General features: G+C 36.4%; 12 protein-coding genes. 6 read left to right on the top strand and 6 right to left on the bottom strand.

The window, feature by feature from the left end; all coding sequences use genetic code 11:
* Positions 1-137: 137 nt before the first annotated feature.
* A complete protein-coding gene (locus ACP6PK_RS14835; protein WP_426560352.1) occupies positions 138-1,118 on the top strand; it encodes an N-acetylglucosamine kinase in 981 nt (326 codons plus the stop codon).
* Between the two features lie 497 nt (positions 1,119-1,615).
* A complete protein-coding gene (locus ACP6PK_RS14830) occupies positions 1,616-2,356 on the top strand; it encodes a hypothetical protein (protein ID WP_426560350.1) in 741 nt (246 codons plus the stop codon).
* A gap of 1,026 nt (positions 2,357-3,382) precedes the next feature.
* Here the strand turns inward: ACP6PK_RS14830 and ACP6PK_RS14825 are convergent.
* Positions 3,383-7,357, bottom strand: coding sequence for a HEAT repeat domain-containing protein (locus tag ACP6PK_RS14825; protein WP_426560348.1), 3,975 nt, complete (start codon positions 7,355-7,357; stop codon positions 3,383-3,385).
* Positions 7,358-7,631: 274 nt separating this feature from the next.
* Between ACP6PK_RS14825 and ACP6PK_RS14820 the strand changes: the two genes are divergently transcribed.
* The gene (locus ACP6PK_RS14820) at positions 7,632-7,718 is read left to right on the top strand and encodes an IS1/IS1595 family N-terminal zinc-binding domain-containing protein (RefSeq protein ID WP_426560427.1); all 87 of its coding nucleotides are present in this window, start codon (positions 7,632-7,634) and stop codon (positions 7,716-7,718) included.
* Entirely contained in the window at positions 7,678-7,881 is a 204-nt protein-coding gene (locus tag ACP6PK_RS14815; protein WP_426560346.1) for a hypothetical protein, read from the top strand. Before ACP6PK_RS14820 ends, ACP6PK_RS14815 begins: the two co-directional genes overlap by 41 nt.
* 720 nt (positions 7,882-8,601) lie before the next feature.
* Here the strand turns inward: ACP6PK_RS14815 and ACP6PK_RS14810 are convergent.
* Positions 8,602-8,805 carry a DUF4058 family protein gene (locus tag ACP6PK_RS14810; protein ID WP_426560344.1) on the bottom strand — a complete coding sequence of 68 codons (204 nt, stop codon included), beginning with the start codon at positions 8,803-8,805 and terminating at the stop codon, positions 8,602-8,604.
* Between the two features lie 460 nt (positions 8,806-9,265).
* Between ACP6PK_RS14810 and ACP6PK_RS14805 the strand changes: the two genes are divergently transcribed.
* Positions 9,266-14,230 carry an AAA domain-containing protein gene (locus ACP6PK_RS14805; RefSeq protein WP_426560342.1) on the top strand — a complete coding sequence of 1,655 codons (4,965 nt, stop codon included), beginning with the start codon at positions 9,266-9,268 and terminating at the stop codon, positions 14,228-14,230.
* Positions 14,231-15,194: 964 nt separating this feature from the next.
* Here the strand turns inward: ACP6PK_RS14805 and ACP6PK_RS14800 are convergent.
* On the bottom strand, positions 15,195-16,643 hold the full coding sequence (locus tag ACP6PK_RS14800; protein WP_426560340.1) for a GUN4 domain-containing protein: 1,449 nt from the start codon (positions 16,641-16,643) through the stop codon (positions 15,195-15,197).
* Positions 16,644-17,281: 638 nt separating this feature from the next.
* On the opposite strand from ACP6PK_RS14800, the gene ACP6PK_RS14795 reads away from it, so the two are divergent.
* Complete coding sequence (locus ACP6PK_RS14795) at positions 17,282-19,123, top strand: phospholipase D-like domain-containing protein (protein WP_426560338.1); 1,842 nt, start codon at positions 17,282-17,284, stop codon at positions 19,121-19,123.
* Between the two features lie 158 nt (positions 19,124-19,281).
* On the opposite strand, the gene ACP6PK_RS14790 is transcribed toward ACP6PK_RS14795, so the two are convergent.
* From ACP6PK_RS14790 to ACP6PK_RS14780, 3 genes are all read right to left on the bottom strand, one after another.
* Positions 19,282-20,109, bottom strand: a complete 828-nt coding sequence (locus tag ACP6PK_RS14790) for a putative bifunctional diguanylate cyclase/phosphodiesterase (RefSeq protein ID WP_426560336.1) — start codon at positions 20,107-20,109, stop codon at positions 19,282-19,284.
* Positions 20,110-20,205: 96 nt separating this feature from the next.
* Positions 20,206-20,955 carry a CBS domain-containing protein gene (locus ACP6PK_RS14785; RefSeq protein WP_426560334.1) on the bottom strand — a complete coding sequence of 250 codons (750 nt, stop codon included), beginning with the start codon at positions 20,953-20,955 and terminating at the stop codon, positions 20,206-20,208.
* A gap of 136 nt (positions 20,956-21,091) precedes the next feature.
* Positions 21,092-21,388, bottom strand: a 297-nt coding sequence (locus ACP6PK_RS14780; RefSeq protein ID WP_426560332.1) for a hypothetical protein, incomplete at its 5' end; no start/stop codon positions are given.

Below are 21,388 nucleotides of genomic sequence, written 5' to 3'. Positions count from 1 at the left end.
GTGTTACTTTAATTTAGACAGTTATTACAGGCAAGATGCCTGTGTTACTCTAATTTAGACAGTTATTACAGGCAAGATGCCTGTGTTACTTTAATTTAGACAGTTATTACAGGCAAGATGCCTGTGTTACTCTAATTATGAAAAAAGTAAATGTTTTAGGAATTGACGGCGGTGGCACCAAAACAGAAGCCGTTTTAATGGATGAAAATTATCAAGTTATTGGTAGTAGTAAAAGCGGTCCTTCAAATTATCAAAGTGTAGGAATTGAAGTAGCAAAAAATTCGATTCAAACTGCTATTACTCAAGCAGTTACTAATAATAATAACCATCAACCAATCTCTGGAATTTGTCTTGGTTTAGCAGGAGTAGGAAGACCTGAAGACTTTCCAGTAGTAGAAAATTTGCTCCAAGAAATTATTACTAATCTGCCGATAAAATGGGATTTACACCAAAATACAATAATTATTTGTAGCGATAGTAACATCGCTTTGGTGGGAGGTATTGGATATTCTATAGGTATTGTGGTAATGGCAGGTACAGGTTCCCTAGTATTCGGCCAAAATAGTCAAGGCTTAACTAAGCGAGTTGGTGGTTGGGGTTATCTTTTAGGAGATGAAGGTAGTGGTTATAATATAGCTATTCGAGGTTTACAAGCAGCTTTAAAAAGTTATGATGGTCGTGAATCTCCGACTACTTTAATTACAGATTTTCAAAGACACCTGGGCTTGAAAAATATTGAAGGTATAATAGAAGTAGTTTATCGCCGTGGATGGGGTGCAACAGATATAGCCGCACTTGCTCCCATTGTCTCCGCAGCCGCAGATAAGGGAGATAAGGTAGCTAAGAAAATTATTCAAGGTGCTGTGGAGGAGTTAAGTATAGCTACAAAAATTGTGATATCTACCTTATTTAAGCCTCACGAAACTTTTGAAGTAGTTACTATTGGAAGTGTCTGGAACAGTATGATGAACTTTCGCGTTTGGTTTGAAGATTCTATCTTGGCGATCGCTCCTGCTGCTAAACTTATTTGGCCTCGACATCAACCTGTTTATGGTGCAGCAATTTTAGCTTTAAAAGCTGTAAAAGGTAAAAGTCAAAAGTCAAAAGTCAAAAGTTAAAAGTAGTAGTAGACTGACACACCTTAAATGGTGCATTAGATATAGGTTGGGTTGAGGAAAGAAAGCCAACAACAGTCTTTCTCCCCTACTCCCTTACTCCCCTACTCCCCTACTCCCTAATGCACAGTTTTAGCTGTGTCGGTCCAGTAGGGTGCGTATTTACGGCTAAAATTTAGACTGTGAAAGGTATTTAACAATCCGTCGTAACGCACCATTTTAGTTATGTCACTCTACTGAACAGACACGCCTAAAAATGCAGGCGCTTGTACAACGAACTTAAACCCAACAAAGCCTTGTTAGACATCTCCAGAACAGATTCTGAAACCCTTATAGCACTGTTCCAAAATCAGTGTTTTTGGAGATATCTATGGCTTTGTTGTTGTTGGGTTTTTCCGTTGGAAATGCTCCGCAAACGTTCCATGCTGCGCAACCCTAACGGGAACAACCCAACCTAAACTTATTACATTGATAACTGAATTGGAGGATAGATACTACTTATGTTTAACTCAAAAAAATGGCGTTTTGGAACATCTTTATTATTAACTTTAGGCATGACATTAGCTACAGCAACGCCTGGTTTAATGTCAAACCCAGCTATGGCTCAATTTTACCGACAACGACAATATGGTAACCAACGAGGACAGTACCCTAACAACCTACAACGACAATTCCCTGGCAACCCACGAACATTGCCTGTCAATCAACGAAGACCATTGCCTGTAGCACAAATACCAGCAGGAACACTCATCCCCGTAGGATATGAGGAAGCAGAAAAAGTCGTTCTAACTCCAGATGAGTCGATGAGGTTAAGGTTGACAGTGACTCAAGATATTAGGGATGTTCAAGGAAGAGTTGTAATACCCTTTGGCAGTGAGATAGAAGGTCAATTACGACCTGTTTCCAATGGGACTCAATTTTTTGCCGAACAAGTAATTATTGGCGATCGCCGTAGGTTTCGTATTGATGCTATTTCTAAGGTAGTTACTGATACTGAAAGAATAACAAAGGGTGCTAATGCTGGGGATATTTTGAAGGGTGCGGCTGTGGGTACTGGTGCTGCTGCTTTATTGTCTGCAGTTCTTGGGGATGATGTTCTGGAGGTGGAAAGGTTATTGATAGGTGCGGGATTGGGCGCTTTGGGTGGAGTATTTGTGGGTCGGGATAAAGTGGAGGTTGTTGTGATTTATCCAGAAGAAGATTTAGATTTGAGGTTGCGTTCTGATTTGGCGTTGCGTTAGTAGTTAGTAGGTTGGGTAGAGCGACAGCGAAACCCAACAACTCTATTAGACCTCTGGTGGAAAAGAGGGAGTAGGGAGTAGGGGCGATTCGCGAATCGCCAGTACGGGAGTAGGGGGAAAGAATTAATGATTTCTGTGTATGGGATTGATTTGATTTTTAATTATCACGCCTATGTCTATTATAGCGCTACTTGAATCGGGAATAGGGAACACAGAAGGTGGGAACAGAAGACTGTAAAAGGGTTTAAGGATTTAAAAATGTCCTAACCTATTTGCGTAGTGCTATATAATGTTGGGTTATACCATTTTGAAAAAAGAATGTTACGAATAGTAAGGGTGATAAAAAGATTTTACAGGAGATGTCCTTTTGACAAAAAAGACGATTTACGGCCTAAAAAATGGTATGGAAGCAATTCATTCTGACTCCTGACTCCTGACTCCTGACTCCTAAAAAGTCCCCTGGCTATTTGTAGCAAACATTTATCAAATTGGTATTACCCTGACGGGAAGCAAGCTACATACCTCAACCCAACCTACAAAACTTACTAAATAGGGCTGTCTGATTAAATCAAAAAGCATTGACAGATAAAGGTTTTACGCTTTTTTCGCTCCAGGGGGTCTGGCTTTTTCAGCTTGAGCAACCAGAAAGTTAGGGTTCTCAGGAGAATAATTGCAGAAAAATGGAGGGATAAAATATTCGACTAACTCCTATAATATAAAATCCGGTTGAATACTTATTATATATTTAGGCAAGATGGGGAGATGGGGAGATGGGGAGATGGGGAGATTGAATATTGAAGTCTAGATAGAATTATGAACATATACTATATAACCGGATTCTATATAAATTCCCCATTTATCCTGTTTCCTGTCTCCTGTCTTCCACTCCTGGGAGGGGTTAGGGGTGGGTTGTCTCTTCCCTTCACCCATAAGACTTTTTCAGCAAACCTTAAATAGAAGTCAGGAGGAAATGTTTTTTCCACTGTTGCCTGTTGCTTGGTAGTTGAGGTATGACGCACCATTATCTTAACGGTGCGTTGTTGCGTGCTTTTCACTATCATAAGCATTCATATTTTCTAATCGCCGCAATTTCCTTTTTGCCCACTTCCGCAGTTGTTTGTCTTGGTCTTTTGCTGCTCTGTCTTTTAATAGTGGCAGGGTTTGCGGATGGTCTCGGTATTGTTTGACTATTGCCTCTAGTGCAATTTGTCGAGGGTTGTATTGATGCTCATTTTCAGGTTGAAAGGGGTCATTGAGGGCGGTGTGATAAAACAATTCAAAAATTCCTGGCTGATATTTCCAACCAGTAATTATTTGTCGGAGCGCTTCAACTCGCACATCCGAATTATCATCAGACTCTACCCATTGTTTGAGTAATTCTAAAGTTTCCGAGTCATCTTTCCAACCAGTAGCTATTTGTCGGAGTGCTTCAACTCGCACATCCCAACTATTATCAGATTTTACCCATTGTTTGAGTAAATCTAAAATCTCCGACTCATCTTGCCAACCAGTAGCTATTTGTCGGAGCGCTTCAACTCGCACAGTCGAACTACTATCGGACTGTACCCTTTGTTTGAGTAATTTTAAAATTCCTGGCTGATGTTTCCAACCAGTAGCTATTTGTTCCACCGCTTCACGTCGCACAGTCGAACTACTATCGGACTGTACCCTTTGTTTGAGTAAATCTAAAATCTCCGACTCATCTTTCCAACCAGTAGCTATTTGTCGCACTGCTTCCCGTCGCACATTCCAACTATTATCAGACTCTACCCTTTGTTTGAGTAATTTTAAAATTGCTGGCTGATGTTTCCAACCAGTAACTATTTGTCGCACTGCTTCAAGTCGCACATTCCAATTCTTATCGGACTCTAAACTTTGTTTGAGTAATTTTAAAATTGCTGGCTGATGTTTCCAAACAGTAGCTATTTGTCGCAGTGCTTCACGTCGCACATTCCAACTATTATCAGACTCTAAACATTGTTTGAGCAATTCAAAAATTGCCGGTTGATGTTTCCAACCAATAGCTATTTGTCGCAGCGCTTCACATCGCACATTCCAACTATTATCAGACTCTAAACATTGTTTAAGTAATTCTAACATTGCTGGCTGATGTTTCCAACCAGTAGCTATTTGTCGCAGCGCTTCACGTCGCACATTCCAACTACTATCAGACTCTACCCTTTTTTTGAGTAATTTTAAAATTCCCGGTTCATCTTTCCAACCAGTAGCTATTTGTCGGACTGCTGCAAGTCTCACATTCCAACTATTATCAGACTCTACCCTTTGTTTGAGTAATTCTAAAATTCCCGACTTATCTTTCCCACCAGTAGTTATTTGTCGGACTGCTTCAAGTCGCACATTCCAATTCTTATCAGACTCTACCCTTTGTTTGAGTAATTCTAAAATTCCCGACTCATCTTTCCAACCAGTAGCTATTTGTGCCACCGCTTCACGTCGCACATTCCAACTATTATCAGACTCTAGCCATTGTTTGAGTAATTCTAAAATTCCCGACTCATCTTTCCAACCAGTAGCTATTTGTGCCACCGCTTCACGTCGCACATTCCAACTATTATCAGACTCTAGCCATTGTTTGAGTAAATCTAAAATTCCCGACTCATCTTTCCAACCAGTAGCTATTTGTCGTACCGCTTCTCGTCGCACATTCCAATCATCATCAGACTTTGCCCTTTGTTTCAGCCAATTATAGGTGAAACGTTCATTCCTCCAGGTTGCAGCTACCACTTCCACAGCTTGAGTACGAATTTCACGAACTAAGGCTGCATTTTTCGGATCAATTTCTTGAGAATAACTCTTATAAGGTTTGTAAGAATAACCAAGGTTATACCTAGTCAAATCTTTTAACCTATTTAATAACCGAGACCCTACATCACCAATACTCTGACGACTCCTAACTTCAAACAAACACTTGCCAGCCAAAAATAAATTCAAAAACTTTTCCTCTTCCCCATCTTGTTCCATCAAATAACTAATAATTTTTCTCACAAACTTAGGATCGATCATCCCTGCAATTAACCGCAACACCTCATGCCATTTTTCATCCTGCCAGTGGTGACCAAAAACTTCCTCGAGCAGTTCATCTTGAGAAATTTTCTGTTCTTTTTCAAACTGCCAAACAAACTCCCTCGCACAAAAATATTCCCAAAAAGTTCGATGGACAAAAGCATAATATTCAGCCCCAACAAAACACAAAATAGAATTCCGAGTCTGCAACTGTTCTATCAATACCCTAGCCACAGTTCTCACATGATTAATATCTACAGTTTTGAGATAATCCTTGATAATTTCTTCCAAATCATTTCTATGAATCAAATTACCAGCGAAACCTGCTTTATTTTCCTGCATAAAAAAAGCTACCCGACGCAAGATTGCCTGTTTATCTTTATAGTCAATAGTAATTGGGTCAATCTTGGCATCAGTTAATGCCATTTCTATATCCCATTGATGTAATAAAACTCGCGAAGCTTGATTATAAAGTTCGACTCTATCTCTCGGAAATTCTTGATGACGATTCAAAATAGCCATCATAGTTAATAAAAGGGGATTTCCCGACAATTCTTTAATAGCTGAAGACTCTTGAATTGCTCGTTTAAACCTTTCTCTTTTCTTCTCCCTTTCCGCCTCATCCTGATAAGTAAAATCGTGCCAACGTTGAATAAAATCCTCAACTTGTTCATCTTCTAAATCTTGCAACATAAAATGATCGAACTCAGCATCTCGGAATTTTTGTGGCTGATAACCAATTACCCGCGAAGTAACAATAACCCGCACATTTTTATAGTCATTAGTAAAGCGATGAATATCGGTAATTATTTCCTCTCGTTTGACAGGATCGAAAACTTCATCTAACCCATCAAACATTACAATAGCTTCATTTTTTTGTAATTTTGCATGAACTTGTTGCTGAGGTAAATGACAAGTAACTCCACTACCTTTTTCCAGAAATCCCAGAAAATTTTTGCATTTATTAGCATCATGGTTCCGAACATAAGTCCGCAGTTCAATTAATAAAGGAATTGGCTGTAAAACTAAATCTTTTATAGGCGAGCCTGCCCATTTTAGAGCAATATATTGTAATAAAGTAGATTTGCCAGATCCGGGGTTGCCCAGAATCACTAAATGTTGATAATTTCTATTTTCAACTAATTCCACAACCGAGCGAATAGGTCGATCTAAATATCTCCAGTGGAGACTTTCCGATTGTTCTTGAGAAAAATCTTCTCCAAATTTCCCAGTCTCTTTTAATCCCTGCCGAGATTCTTGAGAAATTTCATGTACTTGAGGCAAAAATTCTTGAGATTCCCGAACATTTTGAGGAATAAACATTTCCCATGATTTCAATTGATGATACGCATGAATAGTCGGATCTAAACTGTCTAATTTCAGATTTACATATTGTTCGATAATTTCTTTTCTATATCTTTTTAAGTCAAAATCTGGTCTAATTTCAGTATTTTTATTTTCCAGTTTATCCTGATTTTCTGCATCTAATATTTTCCGTAATTCATCGGACTTTATTCTAATAATTTTTGCTTTTTTCAGATAGTTGTTTGCTATTCCTACCCAGTCAAGTTTTTTGGGCAAATATGGATTTATTTGGTTCCAGGTTGTAGCCAATTTTTTAGTATCTAAAACTTTAATATCTTTATTAAATGAACTACCAATAATTCCTAAAACTGACTCATTTTTCAGAAACAGTTTGAAAGGTTCAGTGTATTCCTCAATTTGATTTAGATTTAATTCAGCAAGTTCTAATTCTTGCTGTACTAACTCTAAAAGTTCCTTAATAGCTTCTGCCGTCGCTTTTTCTAGAGTTTCTCTTTCTGTATTAGTTATCCTATCTGTAAAATCAGTAATACATTCCTTAAAAAAATCTTTAAGATAGTCTTCAGTTTCTTCTTGAGCCAATTTTCCTAGAACTTCTTGAGCAAGAAATCCCACTAATTGGCCACCTGCCACAATACTAAACCATTCAATCATGATTATTTTACCTTTGATTTTAACTAACTATCAGCTTTTAGCATTCACCTAGCCTTTTGCAGAGGAACTTCGTTAACAGCTTTTTGGGCTTAGGTTGAAATCCTATGCTCAAGGTCAAAAAAAATGATTCTACTGATTGCTAAGTGCTGAGTGTCCATTGATTTTGTAATTATATACAGCTATCAGCTCAAGTAAACACTATAGCATTGCATTATTGCGAGATGATTTATAATCAAAGATAAAATTTTACCTGAAGGATTGCTGAATAGAAAACATGAAAATTAACTGTCCTAAATGTAAATCAAATAATATTAGAAAAAATGGATATAGGCGAGGTAAGCAAAATTATCAATTGCTTTGAGTGTGGTCGTAAATTTGTAGAATTTTATTCTCAAGAAGTAAAAGAAAATTGTTTAACTATGTATGTTAATGGTAATAGTTTTAGAGGAATTGAGAGAATAACTAAGGTTAATCATAATACAGTTATACGTTGGGTAAGACAGATGGAGAAAAAATTCTTATAAAAGAAGAATGAACAGATAATACCATTAGTTATAAAATTAGATTATTTACAAAAATTTAGAGGAATAAAAAAATATAAAATATCGATATTAATAGCATTTAAGTAAGATTTTTAGTATATTTTAGAGTGGAATATAGGAGATATAAATCCAGAAATATTTGAAAAATTATGGGAAAATATTAAACACTGTAACTGTTATTGTTGGATGACAATTGGTAAAATTTATTCGGCAATAGCGAGAAAATTATCAGTAAAACATCCATGAATAGAGTAGAAAGTAAAAATAGTAGATTGAGATATTATTTAGCAAAATTACATCGAAAAGTTTTGGATAATTCTCAATATAAATAAATGTTAATTTTATCAATAAAGCTATTAATTTATTACTTAAAAAAGAAAGAAATTAATAGTTTAAATCTGTTTTAATATTTAGTTTTTTAGGTATTCACGTTGGAGGATTAAAGCAACAGCTAAATCCCCTGTAATTTGACATCTTTTAAACTTATGAAAAAATTGCATATCATTCTGCATAGGAATACTTACTGTCATAGGTTGAGTCAAAGGTGTCGATGTAGCAACTGCTGTTGTTAGTGGAAGTACATCATATCGACTTTTTTGTACGGTAATATCATATCCGGATGAACACTTATAAATAATTAGGGAGGAGTCAGGAGTCAGGAGGGAGAAAGAAGGTATGAGGAGGGAAAAATTTTTTTTATCACTAATTAAGCGGACATGATATAACGTCTGGTCTACCAATAGCAATTTGTTTTGAGTTACCGATAAAATTGGTGACTACTCGATATTTAGGTAGTAACTGTGGAATTAATATTCTAGCGATCGCTGCCACCAGTTGGTTATGAAAGTCAGGCCAAAATTCAGGTTGTTCGAGGTATGGGTTCATTCCGGGAAATAGGTTAGACATAATTCAAAGTAAGGAAAAAGTAGTGTTTGGGAATAGGGAGTAGCAGTGGGAGCATCTTGCTCCCTTGCTAGACATTGTTCATCCCTGTCCACAATATTAAAAAATGATAACCCTGTAGGGACGTTGCATGCAACGTCCCTACTTTATCGTTTACTCAATGTCATCTGCTGTAATTTATAATAAACAGGACCTACGCACGGACACTAAATCAAGTGAGGGCGAATGCCATTCGCCCCTACATATGGCGTTTTCAAGGGAGTTGCATGGGTAAGTCCTGATCAAACAATCATTTGGTGATATAATGCTTAATTCGTTAGGAGGTACTGATAACTGAATCTAAACTGGCGAGCAAAATGCTCGCACTGCAACAATCATTTGCTGATATAATGCTTAATTCGTTAGGAGGTACTGATAATTAAGTAACTAACTGATAACTGATAACTAATAACTGATAACTGAAATGACAATATTTGAAACTAACCCATCGAACTTTCCCCAATTACTCGAAATGGTAAAAGATGGAGATGAACTTAATCTACAAACAGGAGACTACAAAGCACCTTTTACTATTGATAAATCAATTACCATTCGTGGTAGTGGCACCGATACAGTGATTTTTGCTGCAACTGAACCCCCATTAACAATAACAGTTCCGGAAGTACGACTGGAAAATTTAACAGTAGAGCGAACAGTTGGTGGTGACAATGGGGAAGTTGCTATATTTGCTGAACCTAATACTAATCCCATTTTGAACCAGGTGAAATTAAATGGTATTGCAGAAAATGTGGAATGGGAGGGAGCAAGTTGGGATATTCCGACAATTCTCGACTTTGGGGAAGTAGAAATAAATCGACAGGTGGAACGGGGATGGGAGTTACAACTGGGTGCGGTTTGTGAGGTTTTATGTAATTTAAAATGGTTGCAGGTGCGCTCTAGTTATCTCTCACCGGGGCGACAAAATTTAGAGGTTGTGCTGAATACTGCTGATATTCCTACTGGTACAAATTTATCTGGTTTAATTTCTCTGTTTTCAGAAGATGGTAGACGGGAGTTGGAGGTTGCTGCTAAAGTTATTTCCCCACTTCCGACAACTCCGGTGTTGGAAAAGGAAACACAAAATTTGCCTGCTAAAGTTTTGAATTCTCAAGATTGGGGTTATCGGTTTGTCGGTAGTGCGGTGGATAGGTTTGTTCGCGCTCAGTTGGGTGAAGTTGCTATGAAGAAATATCCAGAATTTCAACAACGTCGAGCAAAAGCAGAATCATTGATGTCTGAGATATTGGATGAAGATTCTCATTTATATTATGTGCGTCGTCAAGCACCGGGAAAGGAAGAGGGGGAAGAAATTTGGGAACTGACAATGGCGACTGATAGGGAGGAGAAAGAGTGGGAAAAAACGCTGAAACTTAGGGGAGCAGTTAATATTGATGGAGACAGGGTGTTCAAAATATTATCGGTGCAGTTGATTTCTCAAACAGCAGAAGAGGATGAGTTTAGTCTAGCGTTGCAAATTCGTTTGTTGCCACAACATCAGTTCCGACGAGGGATACCGTTGGGAGCAGTCCGCTCTATGGGTAAAATGCCTTTTTTTGGCGATCGCCTACCTACACAAGACCAACTTCCTATTTGGACGACTTTTGTGGAAATAGAGCAACGTCTGGCAGAAAAACGTCAATTTTGTGTAGAGTTTCTTAGTCACAACTATGGTAGTGCAAGGAGAAAGGTTACTTTTGAAATTGATATTTCTTCAGCGACTATTGATGGAACACCGGAAACTGCTATAGACGATATTGAGTTTCGACGGCGACTTTTCGAGGCAAAAAATCAAGATATTCAGCTTTTTAATATTTCTCCGGAAGGTAGAGATGGTAGAGATGGGGAAAAGTTGGGAGCGATCGCTACTATTGACTGGGAAAAAAGTCAGGTGCGGATAATGTTGGATAGTGAAATTTTGGAAAGTATTGCTCGTGGGAGTTATAAAATACCGTCTAAAGGGTTTCTATTTTTTGTTGCTTTTGGGGATATTGCGCAGGTGCAACGGAAACGCAGAGCGCTGGAAGATTTACAAAATGGGCGCTGTCAGAATCCATATTTGGGTGAATTTTTCTTTGATGCTACCTGTGCGCGAGTTCCGAAAAAGACGGTCAAACTGCAACCCCATAATTTATTGTTACCTGCTGCGAATGTTAATCAACTTGCTGCTGTGGAAAGGGTTTTGGCAGTTCCAGATTTGGCTTTGATTCAAGGTCCCCCTGGAACTGGGAAAACTACTGTTATTGCTGAAATTTGTTATCAGGTTGCTTTGCGCGGGGGGCGGACTTTGATTGCGTCTCAGGCAAATTTAGCGGTTGATAATGCTTTGAGTAGGTTGGTGCATAATCCGGTTATTCGTGCTGTCCGCAAGGGAAAAGCGGAGAAAGTGCAGGAAGAGGGGGAACCGTTTTTGGAGGAGCGGGTGATTGATACTTGGTTAAAAAATACTGCTAATGATTGTGAAAAAGATTTGCGGGAACGACTGCAAAGGGTGGAAGTTTTACGGGATTTATTAGTAGAGTCTGAGAGGTTTAATGATTATTTGGAGTTGGAGAAAAAATGGGTAAGTGAACAACAGGAGTTGAGCGATCGCCACACTATTTTGGAGGCAAGTCTAGCAGAATTAGAAAGAGAAGTTTTGCAAGTTGAAACTGACAGAAAGGAATTAGATTTTTTGGTATTGGGATTGGAGAATTTATTGAATTCTGCACCTAATGTTAATTGGGAAGATGAGGAGGTTATAAATTTTTTACCTCGTTTACAACCTTATTGTCAGGAGGAAAAGTCGGTCAAATATTTGGTAGAGAATGTGCGTTTAGGTCGGAATATTGCTAAAGATATTGGTTGGGAAATTCCAGTATTGGGAGCTTTTGGTTTAGCAGCTTGGTTGGAGAAAAATTTAGCTGTTTCGTTGCCAGAATTTCAGAATGGTTTAGGTGTGGCAAAAAAGGCAGTTATGGCAATGTCGGAAAGTGAGAAATTATTACAGATTTATCAAAAGAGTCATAGTCAGTTTGAGCAGCTTAAAAAAGATATTCAGGAACAAGAGATAATTTCGGAAAATCTACAAAAAAAACTAGAAGAATTAGAAACGCAAAAAAGTCAAATAGATTTAGTTGTTGGCGAAGTAGGTGTTTGGATAAAAAAAGTTGGTAAAGAGCGGATATTTGAGGAATTGAAAAAATGTTGGGAAACTGGTGAAGGTTTCCAATTAGATTTAATTGGATTACCAGAAAGTCTGATGAAACTTGCTAGTAGAGAAAAATTACAACTTTTGCCAAATTATGCTCAACCTATTAATAATTTGCCAGATTGGGAAAGATTAGAAAAAGCATTAAATGCAGAGTCAAGTCGTGGTTTTAAAAATATTCAAGGTAAAGAATATCGTTTTGATGAATTTTTGCAGATTACTCTCAGTAAACCACCCATAGTTTTGTCAGAAAGAGATTATCAAAACTGGCAAGAATTTACTAAAGCATTTGCGATATATCCGCAACTTGGTCAACAAGAAAGGCAAGATTTAGTGAGAAAAACTAAACAATTTTTCCAGGAAAGTCGGCAGAAATATAGTTTGGCTTGGCAACCAGATAATCTGTCAAAAACTTTCACAGAAGTCATAGATAAAATATTCAATAAAATTCTCCATAATTCCCGTGAATTTTTACTCCCTGCTAAACAAGAAAATCTACATAAAATTCTTAAAAATCAGAAACAGTCAGAGGAAAATATTCAATTACTGGAAAACTACAAACAAGAACTAGAGATAGTCGAGAAAAAAGGAAAAGATTCCCATCAAAAGCTTGAGCAAAAATATCAAGAGTTTCTCCAAGCATTACAAGAGATAAATCCTAAAGTAGAGGTTAACCCAGAAATTCGTAATTTAGTCAAACAGTATCTTGACTGTCAACCATTAGAAGTATTAAACGATAAATCCAATTTTGTCGAAAAAGTAAATTCCTGGGAAAATAACCTCAAGCAACTTGAGAAAATCGCTCCCCTATTACAACCTTTTACCGTTCTTGTAGAAATTCAAAATATTCTCCAAGAAAAACTAAATACTATCCAAAAAAAAGCAGATAAATTCCAGGAAAAACTCCAATCTTGCCAAACAGAAATTAATCAAATTAAAACAGCATTAGAACAAACAGTACCAACCAATTTAATTGAAGAGAGAAACTGGTGGAAATTAGCATGGCAAAAAATCCCAGAAAATCTCAAACCTACCGTTCCTGAAACAGAATTATTTGCCATAGAACTTTTACAGAAAATCAAAATTCAACAGCAAAACTGGCAACAAGAATTAGAAACAGAAGAAACCAACCTCAACCGCAACCAAAAATTTATCCAAGACTGGATAGAAAAACTCAAAAAACCTTCAGAAAAAGATAGTAACGATTTGAGGAAAATTTACCTCGACAATGCCAATGTTATTGGTATTACCTGCGTCCAAGCAGCCAGTCGGAGCTTTGCCGAAGAATTTAATAGTTTCGACGTCGTAATAATTGATGAAGTTAGTAAATGTACTCCCCCAGAAATATTAATTCCCGCATTAAAAGGCAAAAAATTAGTATTAGTAGGAGACCATCGCCAATTACCACCAATGCTCAATGATAATACTGTTGAAGAAATAGCTGAAGAGATGAAAATTTCCAAAGAAGAACTAAACTTTTTAGAAGAGTCACTATTTAAAACTCACTTCGAGACAGCAACAGAAAAAATCAAACAGATGTTAACCATTCAATATCGAATGCACCCGAATATTATGGGGGCAATTAATCAGTTTTATCAGCATCGTTTACAATGCGGTCTGCTCGAACCAGACCAACAACGCGCCCATAATTTAGGAGGTGAAATTATTCCAGAAAATCGACATATTATCTGGGTGAAAATGCCACAGTTGGAAAGTTTTATCGAACAAAAAGAAGGAACATCACCTTTTAACGAAAAAGAAGTTGATGTGATTGAAAAATTATGTGGGGAAATGGAGAAATCTTGGTCTGTTAAAATTGCCGATGGTTTGCCCAGGAAAGAATTAGGAATTATCACATTTTATAATGCGCAGTTGCGACTAATAGAGTCGAGAATTAATCCAGAAAATTTTCCATCCCTACATATTAGAACAGGAACAGTTGACAGATTTCAAGGAATGGAAAGACAAGTAATTATTGTGAGTATGGTGAGAAATAATCAGGAGGGAAAAGTAGGATTTGCTAAGAAACCAGAACGGGTAAATGTTGCTTTTTCTCGCGCTCAGGAATTATTAGTTATTGTTGGATGTCATGGGTTATTTACACAACATTATGGAATGGTGGGAAATATGTATTCAGAAGTTTCTAATGTTGTGCGTAGTCAAGGAGGGTTGATGGAAGTTTCTGATGTTTTAATGACTTGATAGTGTTCCTTCAAAGACATATATTGTCATTGCGAGGGGGAAGCAAAAGTAATTATTTGATTTGAAGCATCCAAAACCCCCGAAGGAATCTCTTCTATAATACCGGAGATTACTTCGGCTAAATTAATGTTGATTCCTAGAGGTTAAGTGTTTCGAGCACCGCCTTGCTGTCGCAAAACTGCGTTAACGCAATGACAATCACTTCTGTCGTAGAAAGGGGGGAAGTAAAGGTAATTATTTGATTTCAAGCACCGAAAACCCCCGAAGGAATCTCTTCTATAATACCGGAGATTACTTCGGCTAAATTAATGTTGATTCCTAGAGGTTAAGTGTTTCGAGCACCGCCTTGCTGTCGCAAAACTGCGTTAACGCAATGACAATCACTTCTGTCGTAAAAAGGGGGGAGCAAAAGTCATTATTTGATTTCAAGCACTCAAAACCTCGAAGCAATCTCTTGAAAGTTAACTACCAAAGACACATATTGTCATTGCGAGGGGGGAAGCAAAAGTCATTATTTGATTTCAAGCACCCAAAGCCCCCGAAGCAATCTCTTCTATAATACCGGAGATTGCTTCGGCGCTCTTTAATGGTGATTCCTAGAAGTTAACTGTTTCCATAACCGCCTTGCTGTCGCAAAACTGCGTTAACGCAATGACAAAGCCACTTCTAACTATAACCAATAACGTCATTGCGAGGGGGGAAGGAAAAGAAATTATTTTTCAATACACACTCTCAACACCCCCCGAAGCAATCTCTTCTATCATACCGGAGATTGCTTCGGCGCTCTTTAACGGTGATTCCTAGAAGTTAACTGTTTCCATAACCGCCTTGCTGTCGCAAAACTGCGTTAACGCAATGACAATCACTTCTGTCGTAGAAAGGGGGAACGATTGGTATCTGATAACCGATAAATAGGTTATAAAAAACTGATAACTGAATGTCAGACGGCTGAAACGGCTATATGTTACAGTCTACAAGTCTCTGCGCGAGAGAAGAGAGAAGAGAGAGCACCACCCCGCGCCTTCCCCAACACCCACCCACATCCCCTTACACCAACCCAACCCCCCTTCCCCACCGCGGGTAGGTGCCCCGTGTAATGTGTATCCCGACTAAAAGTTAGCTCAGAGTATACCACAAATTTGCCTCCTTGACGCCATCCAACTTTATCGCAAAAAGCTTCCCATATTTCACGATCATAGTTCCTTGTTCCACCCAAACTCTGATAAATCTGCTTTTGCACAGAAAAGCCAAACTTACCATTACTATATTTTACCCAAAGTTGGTCAATAGTGCGCAGGTCTTCACAAGGAAAATTATCTATATCCTTAGCACCCAAATAACCTTCATTTTCTCGTCTTGCAACTTTCAACATACAACGCTCAGTTTCCTGGTCTGCTTCTTTCCACTTTCCTGCCGCTAATAAATCACGCAATTTAGTATAGTTTACCCCTCTAACTGAAACCAAAGGTACATCATTAGAAACAAAATTTTGTCGAGGTTGTTGAATTTTTTTAGTAACAGAAACAGCAGAATTACCAAACCCCAAATCCGCCAAAACATCCTCAACCTTCTGATAACGTTGCTTCGGTTTTTGCTCCACCAAACTGTCTAAAACTTTCCCCAATTCATCACTGACAAAATTTCCATTTAAACAATCTCGCCATACCCATTCCATTTCCATCACATCATACAAATCAAATGGATTCATCTGAGTCAATAAATGCAAACAAGTCACCCCCAAACTATACAAGTCACTTCCAGACTTTGCCTTTCCCATCGACTGTTCCGGGGCGCAATATTCTGCGGAACCAATAACCGTTCCAGTCACCATCGGACTTTGAGTTTTAGGCAGAACTTTAGCTGCTCCAAAGTCAACCAAAACTAACTTTTTATCTCCCTCTCTCCTAATAATATTCTCCGGTTTAATATCCCGATGAATCACATTATGACTGTGAAAAAACTGCAAAACAGATAATAAGTCTATTAACAATTCTCGAATCTGACTTTCATTAAAAACCCCACGATTATCTAACTCTTGTTGCAGAGTTTCTCCTTTAATAAATTCTTGTACTAAATATTGACGACTATCCACAGAAAAATAAGCAAAAAGTTCAGGAATTTGTGAATGCTTTCCTAACAATTCCAACCTTTCCGCTTCCTGTGCAAATAACTCGGCAGCTTTTGCCACAGTTTCCGTTCCCTGAGCTTGAGGAAGAAACTGTTTAATCACACAAAAAGGTTTAGAAGGTTTAAACTCATCTACTGCTAAAAAAGTTCGACCAAAACCACCTTGTCCGAGAATACTTTTTGCCCAATAACGTTCTACAAGTAATAATTTATTTCCGCATTTTTGACAGAATTGAAAATTATCGGGATTAATAGTTAGACATTCCGGGTTTAGACATTGAGACATAATAAATTAATGGATAATTGATAATGGATAATTCATAATTAACACAGTGTATTCCAGGTTTACGAAGTACAGTAGAACTAATCACTTTTTAAATGGTTTTTGAAGTATAGAATTAAGTTTTAATTCAAAAATTGTGTCAATTTAGTATAATTACTATACCACACTTACATGAAATAGGCTGTAATTAATCTCCAGAGGTTTAAAGCCTCTCCTTATCAAGGATGATTGATAATTGATAATAAATTAGTTATCAATTAATAAATAATTATCCATTAATGAAACCGATATCTAAAGTTTAGTTTAATCTTAAAGTTTTGTTGACTTTTACTTAATTATTTTCAGGTATATCTTAGCTCAAGAAAGAAATCAGAATTCTTTAATCTGAAAAGCGCTGTATAATGAAATTAATTCATTGATGCCATCCAGTGCGAGCTAGAAGCTCGCGAATTTGTTTTAACGAATGGTTCGGGAGCTAGATGCTCCCACTATCTAAAAACCTTCGGGAGCATGGGAGGGTAAAATGGTTTGGGATATTAATTTATAATGAAATTAATTTAATAGTTGTAGGTACTGATAACTGGTAACTGGTAACTGATAACTGATAACTGATAACTGATAACTGATAACTGAAAAAGCAAATGTTTCTAGAATCTCCTACTAAATATATCGACTCCCAATTAAATAATTTAGCTGATAAAATCGAAAAAGATAGCCCTGGTTTGTCAGTTTTTGCTGCCCGTCAATTTTGTTATCAACTATATCAAACCCCGGTTCAAATTGAAATTACAAAAGAACGAGATTTGAATATTCTTGAGGAGTTTATTCTTAGAGCAAGTCTTGAGTTTAATCCTCCACCAACTGAAGTAGAATTAGCACAAATATTAAAGTTAGATCCGATATTTATTCAAAATACTACTAATACTCTTAAATCTCTACAAACCTTAACTCTAACTCCACCAGATTCTAGAATTACTATAACTTCTGAAGGCAAAGAATTTTATACAAAAGGTTCCTTGCCACAACCGCCAGAAAATAAAATTATTTATGCTATTACTAATCCTCTTTCTGAAGAAATCAACTGGCGACTTTCTGCTGCAATATCTAAATCTCCTGAACTACCAAATTTAGCAGATTTTATAACCGTTGAAAATACAATCCCTGATATTACTAATTTGACTATTGAAGAATTTAAACAGCAAATATTGGATTCTGATTTAGGTATTCATCTACCAGAATCAGGGCAAATAGTTACAGATTTTTCTGTAGATAAAGATGCAGAAAAAATTACCTGGAAAGCTATTTCTATTTTGGTAATATTTGATGTGATTGAAGAAAAGTTAATTTTACAAGCAAGAGAAGGAAATAAAATTTTAGAATCAGTATCAAATCAATTACAAGAAATGGCAGAAAAGGGAGAAATTTTGCTCAATGAATTACGTGGTTTACCTCCTGAGTCTATAGCCTCTCAAACAGAATCAATTTTAGAATTAAAAAACCAAAAAGTTGAGGAGAGACTACAAAAAATTCAGCAAAAAGCAAATGAAATAATTAAACAAACTAGAAAGAAGGGGAGAAAAACTTTACCCAAAAATTCCGAATTTATCTTGTTACGCGATCGCCAGATTAGACCGGAGTTTTTATCTACTCTTAAAGCAGCAACTCAACAGATTTTAATTTACTCTCCTTGGGTGACTGAGGAAGTAGTCGATCAGGATTTTATGCAACTTTTACAAAAGTTGGCAAATAATGGAGTGTGGATTTTAATCGGATATGGAATAGCCGAAAAACAAGCAGAAGAAACTAAACCAATGTCGCCCGAAGTTGAAGAAAAATTGTTAACAATTAGAACTCCTGAAGATTTACCAGCAGCTCAGATATTTTGGTTAGGAAATTCCCATGCTAAAGAGGTATTAGTAGATAGAAAAATTCATTTATCTGGCTCTCATAATTGGCTTTCTTATCGGGGAGATAGAAATTTTCGAGGAGAGACAACTTATAAAGTCACAAATACTGATACTGTTAATTCAGCTTATGAATATTTACAAGCTAGATTTCAATCTCATGCTGAGAATTTATGGGAGTCAGCAGTTTCAAATCAGGATATTAATTTAGCTATAAAATCTCTTTGTATTTGGGGTGCTTTAGGTATGGCAGAAATAGCATTCCAAGAATTACAATATCATAATTGGATTGAACTTTTTCCAGTCTGGTTAAAAGTAGTTATTCAGGGGTTGAGGTCACAACAAATTTCACCAGATGAACCGATTTTTGAGAAAGCAATTTCCTGGCTAAATATAGTTGATAAATCAGATAAAAATATAGAAGATTTACAGTCTGGATGGCAAAGAGTTATAGAAGCGATCGCTCGTCAAAATCGCCAAGCAGCTTTAAGTTTATTAAATGAGGCAGCATGGGCAGAATTTATCCGTTTAAAAATTTCTTCAACAGACACCCCAGAAAAATTTATATTGAATCTGTAACAAGCAGGATGCTTATGTTACGACAATTATAGCGGTTTTCACAAAGGTAGACTACAAAACTTCTTCCTTCTTCCTTTAAACCTAAATCTCTGTAGTCTATATTAATGAAAACTGTTATAAGTAACACAAGCATCCTGCTTGTAACTCCGAAATTGCTGTCAAAAAGCTATAAATTTAGAAAAATCTCTGGCAGAAAGGGGACGACTAATTAAATAACCTTGAATTAATTCGCAACCATTAGCATATAAGAAATCGCTTTCTTCTTTAGTCTCTACTCCTTCTGCAATAACTTGAAAGTTTAATTGTTTAGCCATGCGAATAACAGCATTAGTAATAGCCGCATTTTTGTAATTTTTATGAATATTTTTAACAAAAGAACAGTCAATTTTTAGAGTATTAAAATCAAAATGTTGTAAATATGCCAACGAAGCATATCCTGTACCAAAATCATCAATTGAAACTTCAATTTTCGCTGCTTTTAACATTTTAAACTGTTCTAATGTCATGTCAATATCTTGCACTAATACACTTTCAGTTAGTTCTAATTTAAGGCATTGCGGTGGGATTTCATATTTTTTCAAAATCTTTAAGATTTCTTCAGCTAAATTAGGTTGATGAAACTGTTTACTTGAGATATTGACAGAAATTTGTAGATGTGGCAAACCCTCTTTTTGCCAATCTTTTATTTGTTTACAAGCAGTTTCTAATACCCATTGACCTAGAGGAATAATAAAACCTGTTTTTTCAGCTAAAGGAATAAATTCAGCAGGAGAAACTCTACCTCTTTCAGGAGAATTCCAACGGATTAAAGCTTCTGCACCAAAAACTTTTTTTTTGCTTAAATTAAATTGTGGCTGGTAATATAATTCAAATTGTTTGTTTTCAATAGCTTGATTTAATTCTATTCCTTGTTTTTGTAGTAAAAAAGCTTTTTCCTCTTCAAGTTGGCTAACTCTATATTTTAGGATTTCTAAGAAACCAGACATTTCGATAGGATCGATAAGATTAGCTAAATCTGTTTCTGTTATTATTCCTAATAATTCCCCTTTTTTTCCTGTTATAACTAACCTTCTAATTCGTAATTATTCCATTTTTTGATAGACTTGAAGAAGGTTATCTTCTGGTTTTAAACAAAATAACGGATAACTCATTAGTTGCTCGGCAGTAAGCTCTTTTAAATTTATATCTAGTGCCTGAAACTGTACAATATCTTTTTCTGTAATAATTCCTAGTGGAGTCAAAATATCTGATTTCTGTTCCACCAAAAGAATACAACTAACCTGATTAAAAACCATTTTTTTTGCTATTTCCATAACAGAAGTAGAGGGAACATCCCAAATTACATGACGAGTCATAACTTCATCAACTTGTCGAAACCGGAAAAAATAACGTGGACTTAGAATTTGACGCAAACTAGATAAAGTAACTAACCCAATAGGATAACCCTGTACATCTAAAATAGGTAAATGGCGAATACGATGACGACGCATTAAACTATAGGCAATGTATAAGTCACTAAATTCGTCATAGAGAAGTGATACAACTGGACTCGTCATTAGTTCGCCAACAGTCTTATTTTGTAATGTTTTTCCTTGAATAGTTAATTTAACTAAATCTCTTTCTGTAATAATTCCTACTAATTTTTTATTTTCTACAATTAAGATACAACTGCTAATTTGACCAATATTTTTCGAGGCAGGTATCCTATTTTCACTATAACTAATCTGACAAGAACTTCCTTTTGCTTTTGTCATTAGACTAATAGCTTCATTTAAACTTGTTGAAGGGGTGAGAATACAGGGAGAAAAAATAATACTTTTAGCTATATTCATAAAATGATATCTAGAGCCAAAACTGTACAGATAATTTTATTATAGCTAATTAAGGAATATTCAAACCAATAAATGATATTTAAACTATTAGAATTAAACACTACTGCAACAACCGTCATTAATTGATAATTGATAATTACCTCTCCCTTTTAGGAGGAGAAACTTGATAGGCAATTGGGATAATAGTTGATAAAATTTGTATGGCTGCTTGGGATTCAGCTATCTCCATTTCTGGTAAAGTGATTAAGTCTAAAGGCGCTTTGTCTGTCCACAACGTTTTTGTTTTTTCTAATGCTTGCTTAATATCAGACTGAATAGGGGATTTAGGTAAAGGGAATCCTAACTCATTGATGACTGTGAGAGCTGTATCTAATCCTTTCAAGAATTTGTTCTGCGCTCCATAACCCAGAATCGCGATCTCATAAACTTTAAT

The sequence above is a fragment of the Dapis hubbardiae BLCC-M172 genome (assembly GCF_050016015.1).
Taxonomy (GTDB): Bacteria; Cyanobacteriota; Cyanobacteriia; order Cyanobacteriales; family Microcoleaceae; genus Trichodesmium.
This window is presented reverse-complemented; position numbering and strand designations above follow the sequence as displayed.